This window comes from Halobaculum sp. P14, from assembly GCF_051195155.1.
Lineage (GTDB): Archaea > Halobacteriota > Halobacteria > Halobacteriales > Haloferacaceae > JBNTKA01.
In genome coordinates, this window is sequence record NZ_JBNTKB010000004.1 from 50,015 (window position 1) to 64,431 (window position 14,417).

General features: G+C 69.1%; 17 protein-coding genes. 11 read left to right on the plus strand and 6 right to left on the minus strand.

Going from position 1 to position 14,417, the window contains the following annotated elements; translation table 11 throughout:
- Positions 1 to 94: 94 nt before the first annotated feature.
- Positions 95 to 1,798: an acyl-CoA mutase large subunit family protein gene (locus ACQUS7_RS08965; protein WP_435126764.1), complete on the minus strand. Its 1,704-nt coding sequence runs from the start codon at positions 1,796 to 1,798 to the stop codon at positions 95 to 97.
- Between the two features lie 193 nt (positions 1,799 to 1,991).
- Here ACQUS7_RS08965 and ACQUS7_RS08970 point away from each other — a divergent pair, with 193 nt between their 5' ends.
- Genes ACQUS7_RS08970 through ACQUS7_RS08980 form a run of 3 tightly spaced genes read left to right on the plus strand, consistent with a single transcriptional unit; the run spans position 1,992 to position 4,689 of the window.
- Positions 1,992 to 2,432: a DUF5788 family protein gene (locus tag ACQUS7_RS08970; protein WP_435126762.1), complete on the plus strand. Its 441-nt coding sequence runs from the start codon at positions 1,992 to 1,994 to the stop codon at positions 2,430 to 2,432.
- The gene (gene polX, locus ACQUS7_RS08975) at positions 2,429 to 4,171 is read left to right on the plus strand and encodes a DNA polymerase/3'-5' exonuclease PolX (protein ID WP_435146474.1); all 1,743 of its coding nucleotides are present in this window, start codon (positions 2,429 to 2,431) and stop codon (positions 4,169 to 4,171) included. The genes ACQUS7_RS08970 and polX overlap by 4 nt, the downstream gene beginning before the upstream one ends.
- Entirely contained in the window at positions 4,171 to 4,689 is a 519-nt protein-coding gene (locus ACQUS7_RS08980; RefSeq protein ID WP_435146476.1) for a Mut7-C RNAse domain-containing protein, read from the plus strand. The genes polX and ACQUS7_RS08980 overlap by 1 nt, the downstream gene beginning before the upstream one ends.
- Positions 4,690 to 4,704: 15 nt before the next feature.
- Here the strand turns inward: ACQUS7_RS08980 and ACQUS7_RS08985 are convergent, their stop codons facing one another.
- A complete protein-coding gene (locus ACQUS7_RS08985; RefSeq protein ID WP_435146478.1) occupies positions 4,705 to 5,727 on the minus strand; it encodes a DUF7139 domain-containing protein in 1,023 nt (340 codons plus the stop codon).
- 168 nt (positions 5,728 to 5,895) lie between these two features.
- Here ACQUS7_RS08985 and ACQUS7_RS08990 point away from each other — a divergent pair, with 168 nt between their 5' ends.
- Positions 5,896 to 6,186, plus strand: a complete 291-nt coding sequence (locus ACQUS7_RS08990; RefSeq protein ID WP_435126757.1) for a DUF5789 family protein — start codon at positions 5,896 to 5,898, stop codon at positions 6,184 to 6,186.
- Between the two features lie 29 nt (positions 6,187 to 6,215).
- Positions 6,216 to 6,665: a DUF302 domain-containing protein gene (locus tag ACQUS7_RS08995; RefSeq protein ID WP_435146480.1), complete on the plus strand. Its 450-nt coding sequence runs from the start codon at positions 6,216 to 6,218 to the stop codon at positions 6,663 to 6,665.
- Here the strand turns inward: ACQUS7_RS08995 and ACQUS7_RS09000 are convergent.
- From ACQUS7_RS09000 to ACQUS7_RS09010, 3 genes are all read right to left on the minus strand, one after another.
- On the minus strand, positions 6,641 to 6,982 hold the full coding sequence (locus tag ACQUS7_RS09000; RefSeq protein ID WP_435146482.1) for a preprotein translocase subunit TatA: 342 nt from the start codon (positions 6,980 to 6,982) through the stop codon (positions 6,641 to 6,643). The two genes, ACQUS7_RS08995 and ACQUS7_RS09000, sit on opposite strands and share 25 nt — an antisense overlap.
- A 25-nt stretch (positions 6,983 to 7,007) precedes the next feature.
- Positions 7,008 to 8,282: a DNA repair protein NreA gene (nreA, locus tag ACQUS7_RS09005; RefSeq protein WP_435126751.1), complete on the minus strand. Its 1,275-nt coding sequence runs from the start codon at positions 8,280 to 8,282 to the stop codon at positions 7,008 to 7,010.
- Positions 8,283 to 8,646: 364 nt separating this feature from the next.
- Positions 8,647 to 9,633 (minus strand): transcription initiation factor IIB, encoded by a 987-nt coding sequence (locus ACQUS7_RS09010; protein ID WP_435146484.1) that lies wholly within the window; start codon positions 9,631 to 9,633, stop codon positions 8,647 to 8,649.
- A gap of 148 nt (positions 9,634 to 9,781) precedes the next feature.
- Here ACQUS7_RS09010 and rnhA point away from each other — a divergent pair, with 148 nt between their 5' ends.
- Positions 9,782 to 10,372, plus strand: a complete 591-nt coding sequence (gene rnhA, locus ACQUS7_RS09015; RefSeq protein WP_435126747.1) for a ribonuclease HI — start codon at positions 9,782 to 9,784, stop codon at positions 10,370 to 10,372.
- Complete coding sequence (locus ACQUS7_RS09020) at positions 10,365 to 11,048, plus strand: DUF7108 family protein (RefSeq protein ID WP_435146487.1); 684 nt, start codon at positions 10,365 to 10,367, stop codon at positions 11,046 to 11,048. The genes rnhA and ACQUS7_RS09020 overlap by 8 nt, the downstream gene beginning before the upstream one ends.
- Positions 11,049 to 11,070: 22 nt before the next feature.
- Here ACQUS7_RS09020 and ACQUS7_RS09025 read toward each other — a convergent pair whose 3' ends face one another.
- Positions 11,071 to 11,430 (minus strand): PadR family transcriptional regulator, encoded by a 360-nt coding sequence (locus ACQUS7_RS09025; RefSeq protein ID WP_435126743.1) that lies wholly within the window; start codon positions 11,428 to 11,430, stop codon positions 11,071 to 11,073.
- Between the two features lie 261 nt (positions 11,431 to 11,691).
- Here ACQUS7_RS09025 and ACQUS7_RS09030 point away from each other — a divergent pair, with 261 nt between their 5' ends.
- The 4 genes from ACQUS7_RS09030 to ACQUS7_RS09045 all read left to right on the plus strand — a co-directional run bounded on the left by ACQUS7_RS09030 (position 11,692) and on the right by ACQUS7_RS09045 (position 14,348).
- Positions 11,692 to 12,225, plus strand: coding sequence for an inorganic diphosphatase (locus tag ACQUS7_RS09030; protein ID WP_435126741.1), 534 nt, complete (start codon positions 11,692 to 11,694; stop codon positions 12,223 to 12,225).
- A gap of 160 nt (positions 12,226 to 12,385) precedes the next feature.
- Complete coding sequence (locus ACQUS7_RS09035) at positions 12,386 to 12,520, plus strand: hypothetical protein (protein ID WP_435146489.1); 135 nt, start codon at positions 12,386 to 12,388, stop codon at positions 12,518 to 12,520.
- A 52-nt stretch (positions 12,521 to 12,572) separates the two neighbouring features.
- The gene (locus ACQUS7_RS09040; RefSeq protein ID WP_435126737.1) at positions 12,573 to 13,532 is read left to right on the plus strand and encodes a rhomboid family intramembrane serine protease; all 960 of its coding nucleotides are present in this window, start codon (positions 12,573 to 12,575) and stop codon (positions 13,530 to 13,532) included.
- The gene (locus ACQUS7_RS09045) at positions 13,533 to 14,348 is read left to right on the plus strand and encodes an endonuclease V (protein ID WP_435146492.1); all 816 of its coding nucleotides are present in this window, start codon (positions 13,533 to 13,535) and stop codon (positions 14,346 to 14,348) included.
- The last annotated feature ends 69 nt before the right edge of the window (positions 14,349 to 14,417 follow it).

Consider the following 14,417-nt stretch of genomic DNA (forward strand, 5'->3'; position numbering starts at 1 on the left):
GACCGTGATAAACCTACCTCACTTCGCGAAGCTAGCCGCTTGCTTGCGGTTTCGGCGGCCTCGGCCGACGAACCGGCGAAAGCGGGCGGCGGGGCTACGACGCGAGCCCGATTTTCTCGCGGTACGAGCCGTAGCGCGCCTCGAAGACGTCCATGATTTCGCCCATCGTCGCGTACGCCTTCACCGCGTCGATGACCGCCGGCATGACGTTCTCGTCGGCGTCGATGGCGTCGTCGAGCGCGGCGAGCGCCTCCCGGACCGCGTCGTCGTCGCGCTCCGCTTTCACCTCCTCCAGCCGGGCGAGCTGGCGGTCTTGCACCTCGTCGTCGACGTGTAGCAGGTCAGGGTCCGCGTCGTCCTCGACGGCGTACTTGTTGACGCCGACGACGACCTCTTCGCCGTCGTCGACGCGCTCTTGGTACTCGTAGCTCGCCTCCTGAATCTCGCGGTGGAAGAAGCCGTTCTGGATGCCGGCGAGCACGCCGTCGCGGACCGAGCCGTCCCCCATCTCCCGAATCTCTTCGAGGTACGCCATCGTCTTCTCCTCCACCTCGTCGGTGAGACTCTCCACCATGAACGACCCGGCGAGCGGGTCGACCGAGTCGGCGGCGCCGGACTCCTCGGCGATGATCTGCTGGGTGCGCAGCGCGACCCGGACCGCCTCCTCGGAGGGGAGCGCGAGCGCCTCGTCGAAGCTGTTGGTGTGCAGCGACTGCGTGCCGCCGAGGACGCCGGCGAGCGCCTGAATCGTGACGCGGACGACGTTGTTCAGCGGCTGCTGAGCCGTCAGCGACTGCCCGGCGGTCTGCGTGTGGAACTTCAGCCGCTTCGCCGCGTCGGCCTCGGCGCCGTACCACTCGTCCATGACGTTCGCGTACACGCGGCGCGCGGCGCGGAACTTCGCGACCTCCTCGAAGATGGAGTTGTGCGAGTTGAAGAAGAAGGAGAGCTGCGGGGCGACCTCGTCGACGTCGAGTCCGCGCCGCTCGGCGTCCTCGACGTACGCGAAGCCGTCGGCGAGCGTGAACGCCAGCTCCTGAATCGCGGTCGAGCCGGCCTCGCGGATGTGGTAGCCGGACACCGAAATCGGGTAGAGCTTCGGCGTCTCCGCCACCGCGAACTCGACGGTGTCGGTGACGAGGTCGAGTGACGGCTCCGGCGGAATCACCCACTCCTTCTGCGCGATGAACTCCTTCAGCATGTCGTTCTGCAGGGTGCCGCGGAGCTCCTCGCGCGGGACGCCCTGCTGGTCGGCGAGCGCGACGTACATCGCGTAGACGACGGGCGCGCTCGGATTGATGGTGAACGACGTCGACACCTCGTCGAGGTCGATGCCGTCGAACAGGATCTCCATGTCGCGCAGCGTGTCCACCGCGACGCCCTCGCGGCCGACCTCGCCGTCCGACAGCGGGTCGTCGGAGTCTTTCCCCATCAGCGACGGCATGTCGAACGCCGTCGACAGCCCGGTCTGGCCGTTCTCGATGAGGTAGTGGAACCGCTCGTTCGTCTCCTCCGCGGTGCCGAACCCGGCGAACTGCCGCATCGTCCACGTCCGCCCGCGGTACATCGTCGGGTACGGGCCGCGCGTGTACGGCTCCTCGCCCGGGAAGCCGATGTCCTCCTCGTAGTCGATGTCGGCGACGTCCTCGGGCGTGTACAGGTCGTCGATTTCGAGGTTCGACACCGTCGCGAACCGGTCTTTCCGCTCGCCGCGCGCCTCGACGGCCGGGTCTCGGGTCTCGGCCTCCCACTCTTCGCGTGCCTCGCGGATATCGGCGAGGTCCTCCTCGTCGTACATGACCCAAGAATTGCCGGAACAGCCATTAAGGATTCGGGTGGGCACCCCGACTCTCCGGGGGCGTCGACGCCGCGGCGACGGACGACGGAGCGGCGCCGCCGCAACGAAGCGGAGAACGGAGCCGCGACCGGCGGGTCACGTCCCGTCTCGCCGACACACAAAAGAGCCGGACCGCCGTAGTCCTGGCAAGACAGTGAAAGAGTTTCAGCGCAAGCAGCTCCTGGAGCGCGTCAACAAGGAGGGCGCGACCATCGGCGCGGACATCCCGGAGCGGCTGGAGGTGCAGGGCGAACAGGTCGACCTGCGCGAGTTCGTCTTCGAAATCAAGCGCCGCGACACGGTGCCGGCGGGCGAACGCGAGCGCGTCGAGCAGGCGAAGCGGAACCTCCGGCGCGAGCGGCTGGAGCGGCTCGAACCCATCGAGGAGAACGAGGTCGACTTCGAGACCGGCGAGGAGCTGGCGGCGAGCATCATCGGCATCGACCGGGCGCTCGAAGCGCTCGAACAGCTGGAGCCGGCGGACATCGAGGGCGAAATCGAGCGGCAGGAGACGATGGACCGGAAGCGCTGGATGCGGTTCCTGAAGAAGGCGCTCGGCCACGACGACGCGGACTCGGCGCGGAGGGCGCCATGAGGAACGCCGAGGTCGCCGAGCGGCTCGAGGAGTTCGCGGACCTGCTGGAGGCGAAAGACGTCTCGTACAAGCCGAACGCCTACCGGCGCGCCGCCGACAACATCCGCGACTACCCGAGCGCCATCGAGGAGCTCGCCGCGGAGGGCGAAGACGCCGTCGGCGAAATCGACCGCGTCGGCGACGCCATCGCCGCGAAGGTCGTCGAGTACTTCGAGACCGGCGAAATCGAGGAGCTGGAGGAGCTCCGCGAGGACCTCCCTGTCGACATGGAGGCGCTGACGCGCGTCGAAGGCGTCGGCCCGAAAACCGTCGGGACGCTGTACGAGGAGCTCGGAATCACGACGCTCGACGAGCTGAAGGCGGCCGCCGAAGCCGGCGAGATTCAGGAGGTGAAAGGGTTCGGCCCGAAGACCGAGCAGAACATCCTGGAGAACGTCGACTTCGCGCGGCAGGCCGGCGAACGCGAACGGCTCGGCGACGTCAAGCCGCTCGCCGACGACGTCCGGTCGTACCTCGACGGCGTCGACGCCGTCGAGCGAGCCGAAATCGCCGGGTCGATTCGGCGGTGGAAAGACACCATCGGCGACGTGGACGCGCTCGCCGCCAGCACCGACGGCCCCGCCGTCGTCGACGCGTTCGAGGACCTGCCGAACGCCGACGAACTCATCGAGGCCGGCGACACCAAAGCCAGCCTGTGGGCGAACGACGTCCGCGTCGACCTCCGCGTCGTCTCCCCCGACGAGTTCGGCTCGGCGCTGCAGTACTTCACCGGGTCGAAAGACCACAACGTCGTGCTGCGGAACCGCGCCATCGACCGCGGCCTGAAGATGAACGAGTACGGCGTCTTCGACGTCTCCGACGTGAGCGACGCCGACGACCACCAGCGCGCCGGCGACCGCGTCGGCGGCGAGACGGAGGCGGAGATGTACGACGCGCTCGACCTCCCGGTCATCCCGCCGGAGCTCCGCGAGGACAACGGCGAAGTCGAGGCCGCGGCCAACGGAAATCTCCCCGACCTCGTCGAGCGCGGCGACGTCCGCGGCGACCTCCACACCCACACCGACTGGTCGGACGGCTCGAACACCGTCGAGGAGATGGTCGAAGGCGCCGCCGAGCGCGGCTACGACTACCACTGCGTCACCGACCACGCGGAGGGGCCGGGCGTCTTCGGAGACACCGGGCTGTCGGACGACGACGTCCGCGAGCAGGCCGACGAAATCGAGTCGGTCCGCGACGATGCGGACCTCGAAATCTTCCACGGCGTCGAGGCGAACGTCGACGCCGACGGCGACATCACCACCAGCGACGACCTGCTCGCCGAGCTCGACATCGTCGTCGCGTCGCCGCACGCCGCACTCGACCAGGGCGAGGCCACAGACCGGCTCGTCCGCGCCGTCGAACACCCCGAGGTCGACGTGCTCGGCCACCCGACCGGCCGACTCATCAACGAACGCCCCGGGCTGGACGTCGACTTCGACCGGCTCGCCGAGGCGGCCGCGGCCGCCGGGACCGCACTTGAAATCAACGCGAATCCGGCGCGGCTCGACCTCAACGGCGACGCGGTCCGGGCCGCCGTCGACGCCGGCGCCACCGTCGCCGTCAACACCGACGCGCACTCGCCGCCCGAACTCGACAACGTCGAATTCGGCGTCCACACGGCTCGACGCGGCTGGGCGGAGCCGGCGGACGTGCTGAACGCGCGCGACGCCGACGGCCTCCGCGAGTTCATCGCCGACTGATGGCCGACGGCCGCCGCGAGGCCGCGAACCGAGACGGCCCCGACGACGACAACGTCGACGACGGCGTCGCCCCCGACGAGTCGGCGCTGCTGCTCGACGTCATGCTCGGGACGCTGGCGACGTACCTCCGGATGTGCGGCTACGACGCGGCGTACGCGCTCGACCGCGGCGTCGAAGCCGACGACCGAATCAGGGCGCTCGCGGCCGACGAGGACCGACGGCTGCTCACCCGCGACCGCGACCTCGCCGACCGGACGCCCGGCGCGGTGCTGCTCACCGCACGCGACGTCGACGACCAGCTCCGCGAACTCCGCGACGCCGGCTTCGCGCTGTCGCTCCCGGACGAGCCGACGCGGTGTAGCGCCTGCAACGGCGACCTGCGCCGCCTCCGCGACGACGAACCGCGGCCGGACCACGCCCCGGACGACGGCCCGGTGTGGCGCTGCGTCGACTGCGGGCAGTGCTTCTGGCGCGGAAGCCACTGGGCCGACGTCGAGCGGACGCTCGAAGAACTGTGAGAGCGACCGCAGTCGTCACCGCGGCGTCCACTCGTCGCACGCCTCCATGTCGTCCATGAGGTCGTCGTGGAGCGCGCAGTACGGCTGCATGCCGTTCTCGGTGCGGACGTACTGGAAGTGCCCGCAGCTGCCGCAGTAGGCGTCGCCGGTGTTCTTCGGCTTCGCTGCCCCGCCGCGCTGCTCGGACGCCGAGTCGCCGCCGGCGGCCGGGGACGACGCCGACGGCCCGGACGGCGACTGCGGCGAGTCAGTGGTCGGCGGTGACCCGGCGGACCCGGAGTTCGTCGACGACGATACCGACCGAGTGACGGTGGCGTCGTCGGCGAGCGACGTGATGTCGTTCGTGGAGGCGCCGCCGTCGCTCACCGTCGAATCCGTCGCGGCGCGGTCGCCGGCGCCTCGCTGGTTCGTCTGGGTTTCGACGTTGCCGTCGGGCGTGCTCCCGAGGAAGCCGACGCCGCCGACGGACCCGGTGGCGCCCTTCGCTCCCTGCACGTCTTCCAGTTGGGACTTCGGCACCTCGATGACCTGGGTTTCGCCTTCGCGGGTGATTTCGAGCGACACCGTCCCGCCGGGGTCGTTCCGCGACTTGAAGTTCGCGACGCCGGCGAACAGACACCAGAACGTCGTGATTGCGCCGAGGAAGTAGACGCCGACGGTCGGAAGCGTCAGGTTCGCGAGGCCGGCGCCGCAGTTCGTCCCGGACCAGTGACACGGGTACGCGTGCGAGAACAGCGCGACGCCGAGCACCGCGACGCCGGTCCCGACGACCGCCGCGGCCTGCGTCCGCCGGCCCGCCGGCAGCACCGTGAACACGCCGAGGAACGTCGCCGGGACGCCGAGACCGGCGAGCACGCCGCCGTACTCGCGGGCCATCGTCAGCCCGAACGTGCCGACGCCGAGGTCGGTGGCGGCGACGACGATGCCGCTGATAACGAGGAAGGCGCCGAGCGAAAACAGCCCGACGCCGAGGTACAGTCGCCGGAGGCTGGCGTACTCGCCCACCTGGCCCTCGTACACCTCCGAAAGACTGGTCATGCACCCGCCTACACAGTCATCACACAAAACGGTATGTCAGACGCCGCGATGACGGCGCAGCGCGGGACGGCGCCGCGACGCCGACGGCCGCGTCCCCGATTCGCGGGGCCACCCGCCGGAGCCGTCCGGTTCGAAAGGATTACGCCGCCGGTCTGTGAACCCGGAGCCATGGCCGACGACGAATCCGAGGAGGAAGAGGCGCCCGCCGTCGAACTCGGCGACGGGCCGGACGTGGAGGGCGCACCGCTCGCCCGCGTCGCGTCACGGCTCACGTGGCCCCAGGAGAAGTCCCGCATCGTCGAGAAGGAAGGCGACGCCGTCATCCGGACGCCCGACGGGCCGCGCGAACTCGCAGACGTCCTGGAGGCCGTCGACGTCTCGTACTTCGACCGTCGGCAGACGTTCGTCGACGCCGTCGAAGACGAGGTCGGACGCGGCCCGGTGCAGACCGCAGAATAGTTTTCCCGGCGTCGGCCGAACCGACGCCCATGACGCTTCCAATCGACCCCGACGCGATTCGCGCCGGCGACTACGGCGAGAAGCGCGCGACCCTCGAAATGGCGCACGACGAGGCCGTCGAACACGTCCGCGAGACGTTCACCGACCACGGCTTCGGCGTCCCGGTCGAGTTCTCGCCGTCCGAACTGCTGAACGAGAAAGTCGACGCCGGCCGCGACCCGTACTACGTGCTCGGCGCCTGCAATCCGCAGATGGCCGACCGCGCGCTCGACGCCACCGACGGCCGAATCGGCGCGCTGTTCCCGTGTAACGTCGTCGTCTGGCAGGAAGCGCCGGGCGTCCAAGCGGTGTACCACGTCAGCATCATGCGGATCGCGCGGCTGCTCGGGCTCGACGCCGACGAGGACGCGATGGACGAAATCATCGCGGACACCGGCGAACTGGTCGACGCCGCTTACGCCGACCTCGACTCGTCGTAGCCGGCGTCGGCGTCCGGTTCGGCGTCGTCGCCGCCGCGGTCTGCGTCGTCCTCGGCGTCGGCGTCGCTGCCGCGGTCACCACCGGCCGCGTCGCCGCGGTCCTCGCGGAGTTCCGCCAGTTCCGCGCGCGTCGCTTCGAGTTCGCGCTCCAGTTCGTCGACCCGGTCGTCGCGGCCGGCGGACCCGCCGAAGAGCCGGTAGCCGCCGACGCCGAGCACGACGAGGACGAGGGCGCTCCCGCCGAACAGCAGGAGGAGGACGAGCAGGATGACGAGCAGTTCCGGGCCGCCCGGAACCGCGCCGAACAGTGGGACCATGGTCGGCGCAACGGCGTCCGAGCGGTTAGTTCTTGCCCGCGGTGAAGTCGCTGAGGCTCGACTGGAGCCCGGCCGCCATGGTGGATTTCTGCCGGAGCCGCCCCAGCGACGCCGGCAGGTGTTCCGTGACGGAGCGGACGGCGTCGGCGAACGTCTCGGCCTCGCCGTGTTCGCCGTCGAACGCGTTCCGGACCGCTTCGCGGATCTGCCAGACCCCGACCGGCCCCCAGTAGTCGTCGGAGACGTGCCGGAGCACCAACACCTTCGCCTGTCGGCCGACCTCGGAGAGGTGTTCGAGGACGCCGAGCCGCGCGGCGTAGTACGCGCCCGCCGTCTCGTCGACGTAGCCGGTTCGGCCGTCGCGGTTCTCGTGCGCCGACGACAGCGCAAGCCCGGCCTGCGGGTCGGGATTCCAGATGCTGCCCGGCGACTTCATCTCGACGAGTTCGTACTCCCAGTCGCCGGGCGCGAGAATCACCCAGAAGGCGTTGCCGAGGTAGTCGTTGCGCCACACCTGGACGGAGTCGACGCTCTGAGCACCCCGGATGGTGCCGCGGAGATACTTCCCGACGGTGTCGTCGACGGCGGTGATGGACCAGCGCGTCGGGACGAGCCGTCGCTGCTCGCCGCGGCCGAGCGCGCCGGCGGACAGCACCGTGTTGATGTCGTAGACGTCGAAGCCGCGCCGGTAGAGGTAGTTGATGGCGCCCTCGGCGCGCCAGTCGTCGTCCTCCAGCGTCTTCTTGACGGGCCGCGGGACGTGCGGGTTCTCCGCGAGGTCGGCGGACTCGGCGCGGGCGCGCGGCCCGGTCGGCGTCGCGATGTCGTCGGCGGTGACGTCGAAGTCGAGGTTCGGGCCGTCCTGCAGCCCGATTTCGACGTCGACCGGCCGGTCCGCGATGGCGACTTCGCGCTGGACGCCGAGGAAGCCGTCCCAGGCGTCGTGGACGTTCGTGGCGTCGACGGACCGGTTCGAGTTGAGCAGCGAGGTGCGCCGCTGGAAGACGTCCGAGATGGAGACGCCTTCGTCGTACCAGGCGGCGCTGGTCTCGAACGCCTCGGCGTCCGCCTCGTGGCCGACCGGCGAGAGGATACCGGTCGACAGGTCGGGGTAGTTGGACGAGCCGACGAAGATGCTCGGCGAGACGGAGCCGAAGACGGCGTCGCCGCTGGTCACCTCGTCGAAGCGGTGCTGGAACGACTCGAGGTGGTCGATGAGTTCGTAGGACTTCTCCTCGGCGAGGCGGCGGCGCTCGGCGCGCTCGTTCACCTCGAACTCCATGAAGTCGTCCAGCTTCACGCGCGGCAATTACGGCTACGCGGGCTTGAACGTTCCCGTCACCGCCGGTTTCAGCGCTGCACTCGGTTCAGAGAGTGGCGTGCAGGCGACGCGGAGTCTGGGGAGTCGACGGTCGACCGCCGCGTCCGGGCTGCGGTCCGCCGATTCGGCCGTCGGTGACGAACGGCGCTGCGTCGCGCAGCCGCGGACGCCGTCCGGCGATAGTCAGCGCATCTGCGGGTGCTGGGCGCGGTATCGGAGTTAAAGGTACGCCGGCGTCGACGCCGCGGGGACGATACCGACGCGACAGAAGGGGTAGACGCGGCGGAGACGGAACGGTCGATTCGCCGGAGCGAGACGGGCCGTCGAGGGCGGTCCGCGCCGCCTAGCTGTGGATGCCCATCGCTTCGATCTGCTCTTGATACCGGTTGCGGATGGTGACCTCGGTGACCTGCGCGACGTCGGCGACTTCCCGCTGCGTCTTCTTCTCGTTGCACAGCAGCGACGCGGCGTAGATGGCGGCGGCGGCGTAGCCGGTCGGGGACTTCCCGGAGAGCAGGCCCTGTTCGGCGGTGGTTTCGATGATTTCGTTCGCCTTCGACTGCACCTCCTCGGAGAGGTCGAGTTCGGAGGAGAACCGCGGAACGTACTTCTTCGGGTCGACCGGCTTCATTTCCAGCCCGAGTTCCTGGGAGATGTAGCGGTACGTCCGCCCGATTTCCTTTCGTTCGACCCGCGACACGTCGGATATCTCTTCGAGGCTGCGCGGGATGCCCTCCTTCCGGCAGGCGGCGTACAGCGCCGACGTGGCGACGCCCTCGATGGAGCGGCCGCGAATCAGGTCCTCCTTGAGCGCGCGGCGATAGATGACGGAGGCGACCTCCCGGACCGAACGCGGGACGCCGATCGCCGACGCCATCCGGTCGATCTCCGAGAGCGCGAACTGGAGGTTCCGCTCGCCGGCGTCCTTCGTCCGGATGCGCTCTTGCCACTTCCGCAGCCGGTGCATCTGGCTGCGCTTTTTCGAACTGATGGAGCGGCCGTAGGCGTCTTTGTCCTTCCAGTCGATGGTGGTCGTCAGCCCCTTGTCGTGCATCGTCTGGGTCGTCGGGGCGCCGACGCGGCTCTTCTCCTGCCGCTCTGAGTGGTTGAACGCGCGCCACTCCGGCCCCGGGTCGATGCGCTCCTCTTCGACGATGAGCCCGGTGGGCTCGTGCATCAGTTCGCCGTCCGCCGTCCGCACCAGGTCCTCCTCGTCGATGTCGTCGAGGTCGAGTTCGTCGTCGCCGTCCGCCTCCTCGGATTCGTCCTGTTCTTGCCCCTGCCACTGTCGTCGCTCACGTTCCTCCCGCTGGCGAGTGGGCCGTGTCATCGCATTTTTACGCTCTCTCGCGCGCCGGCCTTAAGACTTTGTCCCGCTATAGCGTGCCACAGTTCCGGCGGTCGGCTGCGGCGACCGCGGAGTCCGGGGCGGTCCGCCGAACGGAACGTTTTCGCCGCGTCGCCGCCGACTCCGTGGCATGCCGGTCATCGAGTGCGACCCCGACGCCGCCCGCCGACGGCTGGCGGACGCCGGAGTCGACGTTACCGACGGCAACACCGACCACGAGCGGTGGCGCGCCGAACGCGACGGCGCCACCGCGGTCGCGTACGACGACAAGGTCGTCGTGCAGGGCAGCGACCCCGAGCGGCTCGCCACGCTGCTTCGAGAGGGCGGCGGCCGCGGCCACGTCTACTTCGACGGCGCCTCGCGCGGCAACCCCGGCCCGGCGGCCGTCGGCTGGGCCATCGTCACCAGCGACGGCGTCGTCGCCGACGGCGGCGAACGAATCGGCCGAACCACGAACAACAAAGCGGAGTACGCGGCGCTCGTTCGCGCGCTGGAAGCCGCCCGAGACTACGGCCTCGACGAGGTCGACGTCCGCGGCGACTCCCAGCTCATCGTCAAGCAGGTGCGCGGGGAGTGGCAGGCGAACGACCCGGAGCTCCGCGAGCAACGCGTCCGGGCGCGGGAGCTGCTCGACGAGTTCGACCGGTGGAGCATCGAGCACGTCCCGAGGGAGATAAACGAGCGCGCCGACGAACTCGCGAACGAGGCTTTCGATGAGTGAGGACGATGACGCCCGAGGAGACGCAGACGTGGCGGACCGCTCAGTCGGCGGCGCCGACGGTGCCCGCGGCGCGGACGCCGACCCGAAACAGCCGGTGAAAGTCGAAGAATCGGACGGCGACGCCGACGAGGAGCCCGAGGTTCCGCCGGCCACGGTCGACGAAGTCGAGCGGCTGACGCGGCTCGCCCGCGACGCCGTCGTCGACGAGGAGGCCGAGGCGTACCGCGCGGACCGCGAGTCCCGCCTCGACGCCCACGGCTTCACCGCGCGGGTCCGCGACGAGGACGACACGCTGGTGTTACACCCCGAGGAGTGGCTGGAGGACGGCACCGTCCAGTTCGACCGCATCGACGACACCGACCGCGCCATCGAGGTGTCGCTGTCGGGCGCCGGCGACCCCGACGACTGGAACGACGTCGAATCGCACAACGCCGCGGTGGTCGAAACCGTGAGCGACGAGTACGGCTCGGTCCACGGGGCGAACGCCCGGGCGTTCGCCGACTTCATGGGGAACCACTACGCGCGGCCCGTGGAGTCGGCGACGGCCGCGGAGGTAGAGGAGTTCCTGACGGAGTACTATCCGCGGAACGCGTGGCCGTCCGAAGAACAGCGCGACGCGGTGCGCGCGTCGCTTCGCTCCGTGTTCGAGGCGGCGGACGAGCCGTTCCCCCTGTAGCCCGGCCGCCGTCGGTTTCGCCTTACAGCGCGGCGTCGATGACGTCGCGGACGTCGTCGGCGCGGTCGTCGTCGGTGACGTACTTCGAGAGCACCCAGTCGATGCGGTCGAGCACCGCCTCGCGGCCGGTCTCGGTCAACTCGTACTGGTTCGTGCGCTTGTCGAGTTCGCTCTTCTCCACCAGGTCCATCTCGACGAGCTCGTCGAGGTTCGGGTAGAGTCGGCCGTGGTTGACTTCGGCGTCGTAGTACGCTTCGAGTTCGCGTTTGATCGCGAGCCCGTACATCGCCTCCTCGGAGAGGATGACGAGGATGTTCTGCTGGAACGCCGTGAGATCGCGGGCGATCCCCACGCCCGTACCGTCAGTTTGTGCCTCTGACATGGTATACTGGCTGAAAGGTTGGCTGGATATTTAACGCTTGGCAACTCGGAATCCCGATTCGGCTTCTGAGCGGCTGTAGCTGCCGCTCACGGATGTTCCGACGGAACGATCCCCCCGTTGCGCCGGACGTGTGCGTACGCTGAACGAAGACGCAGGTGACAGATAAATGCTCGGACGTGCAGGGGCCGCGTCAGACCCCGCAGCGCGCCGGGAGCGGTATCCCGAAAGGCATTTGCGGCCGTTACCGGAACCATCCGGCGCATGACGAACCTCTGGGAAGACCTCGAGACGGGCCCGGACGCCCCCGACGAGATTTACGCCGTCGTGGAGTGCCTGAAAGGCGAGCGCAACAAGTACGAGTACGACAAGGACGTGCCGGCGGTCGTCCTCGACCGCGTGCTGCACTCGAACGTCCACTACCCGTCCGACTACGGCTTCATCCCGCAGAGCTACTACGACGACGAGGACCCCTTCGACGTCCTGGTGCTCGTGAAAGACCAGACGTTCCCGGGCTGTATCGTCGAGGCGCGCCCCGTCGCCCTGATGAAGATGGACGACGACGGCGAGAAGGACGACAAGGTCATCGCGGTGCCGACGGAGGACCCGCGGTACGACCACGTCGAGGACGTCGACGACATCACCGACCAGAAGAAGGCTGAAATCGAGGAGTTCTTCGAGACGTACAAGAACCTCGAGGAGGGGAAGGAGGTCGAAACGCTGGGCTGGGAGGACGCGCAGTCCGCGAAGGACGCCATCGAACACGCCCAGGACCTCTACGAGGAGCACTTCGGGTAAGTCGGCGCCGCGTCGGCGACGAACCCCCGTTTTTGCCGCGCTCGCCCGGCGAGCCGCCGCGTTCGCCGTCCGGGATTAGCCGTGGACATGGAACTCTGCCGCCGGATGTGTTATGATTATGGGTAATCTTTAGTCGGTGTGTCGGCAATGGTTGCCTGAGATGGCCGCGAAACAGCCGACCCACGGGATGAACCACCTGACCGTCGTCCCCACGAACTTCGACGCCGGCGACGACGGGGCTGGCGAGGACGCCGGCAGCGACGACGACGACGAGCAGTCGGCTGCCGACGCGTAACGCCGCGCCGGGGAGGCGAAACCATATAACCGGGCCGCGGCAACTCCCGGTGATGGCTGAGTGCGACGAGTGCGGCGCCTACGAGAACATGCCGTACCAGTGTCGGCGCTGCGGACGGACGTTCTGCGCCGAACACCGGCTGCCGGAGAACCACGACTGCCCCGGGCTGAACGAGTGGAACGACCCGAGCGGCGTCTTCGACTCCGGGTTCGACGACTCCGTGAACTCCGGCGGTGGCTCCGGCGGCGTCGCCGCGAAGGCGAAGTCGTACCTCGACCGGCAGACCTCGACTGGCGGCACGATGGGCTTTTTCCGCGGGAACATGACGTTCACGTTCCTCGCGCTGATGTGGGTGACGTTCGCCTTCCAGTATCTCGTGTTCCCGTTCCTGCTGGGCATCGAGGTGCCGACCCGCGCCGACCCGTCGCCGCTGTGGGACGCCGCGTTCGTCCTGTCGAGCAACCACCCGCTGTACGTCTGGACGTGGGTGACGTCGGTGTTCTCTCACGGCGGCTTCACGCACATCCTGTTCAACAGTATCGCGCTGTACTTCTTCGGGCCGGTCGTGGAGCGCCGCCTCGGCTCGAAGCGGTTCACGGCGCTGTTCATGGGCGCCGGCGTGCTCGCCGGCCTCGCACAGATCGGCGCCAGCAGCCTGCTCGCCCCGGGCGTCGCCACCGGCGTCGTCGGCGCGTCCGGCGCGATTATGGCGATAATGGGCGTCCTGACGATTCTCCGCCCGAACCTCAAGGTGTACCTCTACTTCATCATCCCGATGCCGCTGTGGGTGCTGACGGTCGGCTTCGCGATACTCTCGATTATCTGGGGGCTGTCGTCGGTGTCGTGGCTCGGCGGCGGCGCCGGCGTCGCGAACTGGGCGCACCTCGTCGGCCTCGGCATCGGCTTCGCGTACGGCGCCGTCATCAAGGGCGAACGCGAGGCGCCCGAATCGATTCAGTTCGGTGGCGGCCGCGGCCCGGGCGGCCCGGGCGGCCCCGGCGGGCGGTTCTGAATGCCCGACGTCGTCCACCCGGAGTTCCGCCCCGACCCGTCGCTGAGCCACGACGAGATGGAGACGCTCCAGCGCGAACTCGTCGCGGAGGCAGTCTTCACCGACGACCTCCCGTTCGACCCCGCCGCAGTCGGGCTGTCCGACCCGGACGCGACGACGCTGACCGGGAGTGACGCCGCCGGCGCCGAAGACGCGGGTGGCGCCGACGCGCCGCTCGTCGCCGGCGTCGACCAGGCATTCCTCGACGAGCGCGTCGTCTCCGCAGTCGTCGTGATGCGCGGCGGCGACGTCGTCGAGCGGACGTACGCGGTGTCGCCGCTGACGATTCCGTACATACCGGGGCTGTTGGCGTTCCGCGAAGGCGGCCCGATTCTGGACGCGCTCGCGACGCTGGAGGCCGACCCCGACCTGTACGTCTTCGACGGCAGCGGCCGCATCCACTACCGGCAGGCCGGCATCGCGACGCACATCGGCGTCACGCTGGACGCCCCCGCGGTCGGCGTCGCGAAGAGCCTGCTGTGCGGCGAACCGAAGGCGGACGTCGACGGCCACGAGGCCGGCTGGCGCACCCCGGTCGTCGCCGACGACTCCGTGGAGGCGCCCGACGGGACCGTCATCGGCTACGCCTTCCAGTCGCGGCAGTACGAGAACCGCCGCATCATCAATCCGCTGTACGTCAGCCCCGGACACCGCGTCGGCGCCGACACGACCGTCGACCTCGTCGAGGCGCTGTGTGGCGACTACAAACTGCCGGAGCCGACGCGTCGCGCGGACGCGTACGCGGACGAAGCCAAGACGGACGTGCTGGAGAACTGACCCAAGACGGACGTGCTGGAGAACTGACCCAAGACGGACGTGCTGGAGAACTGACGGCCGAAGAAGCCA

Excerpts from the sequence above, each read along its gene's own strand:
- ACQUS7_RS08965 (WP_435126764.1), bottom strand. The coding sequence starts at position 1,798 with ATGTACGACGAGGAGGACCTCGCCGATATCCGCGAGGCACGCGAAGAG.
- polX (WP_435146474.1), top strand. The coding sequence starts at position 2,429 with ATGAGGAACGCCGAGGTCGCCGAGCGGCTCGAGGAGTTCGCGGACCTG.
- ACQUS7_RS08980 (WP_435146476.1), top strand. The coding sequence starts at position 4,171 with ATGGCCGACGGCCGCCGCGAGGCCGCGAACCGAGACGGCCCCGACGAC.
- ACQUS7_RS08985 (WP_435146478.1), bottom strand. The coding sequence starts at position 5,727 with ATGACCAGTCTTTCGGAGGTGTACGAGGGCCAGGTGGGCGAGTACGCC.
- ACQUS7_RS08990 (WP_435126757.1), top strand. The coding sequence starts at position 5,896 with ATGGCCGACGACGAATCCGAGGAGGAAGAGGCGCCCGCCGTCGAACTC.
- ACQUS7_RS08995 (WP_435146480.1), top strand. The coding sequence starts at position 6,216 with ATGACGCTTCCAATCGACCCCGACGCGATTCGCGCCGGCGACTACGGC.
- ACQUS7_RS09000 (WP_435146482.1), bottom strand. The coding sequence starts at position 6,982 with ATGGTCCCACTGTTCGGCGCGGTTCCGGGCGGCCCGGAACTGCTCGTC.
- ACQUS7_RS09010 (WP_435146484.1), bottom strand. The coding sequence starts at position 9,633 with ATGACACGGCCCACTCGCCAGCGGGAGGAACGTGAGCGACGACAGTGG.
- rnhA (WP_435126747.1), top strand. The coding sequence starts at position 9,782 with ATGCCGGTCATCGAGTGCGACCCCGACGCCGCCCGCCGACGGCTGGCG.
- ACQUS7_RS09020 (WP_435146487.1), top strand. The coding sequence starts at position 10,365 with ATGAGTGAGGACGATGACGCCCGAGGAGACGCAGACGTGGCGGACCGC.
- ACQUS7_RS09025 (WP_435126743.1), bottom strand. The coding sequence starts at position 11,430 with ATGTCAGAGGCACAAACTGACGGTACGGGCGTGGGGATCGCCCGCGAT.
- ACQUS7_RS09030 (WP_435126741.1), top strand. The coding sequence starts at position 11,692 with ATGACGAACCTCTGGGAAGACCTCGAGACGGGCCCGGACGCCCCCGAC.
- ACQUS7_RS09035 (WP_435146489.1), top strand. The coding sequence starts at position 12,386 with ATGGCCGCGAAACAGCCGACCCACGGGATGAACCACCTGACCGTCGTC.
- ACQUS7_RS09040 (WP_435126737.1), top strand. The coding sequence starts at position 12,573 with ATGGCTGAGTGCGACGAGTGCGGCGCCTACGAGAACATGCCGTACCAG.
- ACQUS7_RS09045 (WP_435146492.1), top strand. The coding sequence starts at position 13,533 with ATGCCCGACGTCGTCCACCCGGAGTTCCGCCCCGACCCGTCGCTGAGC.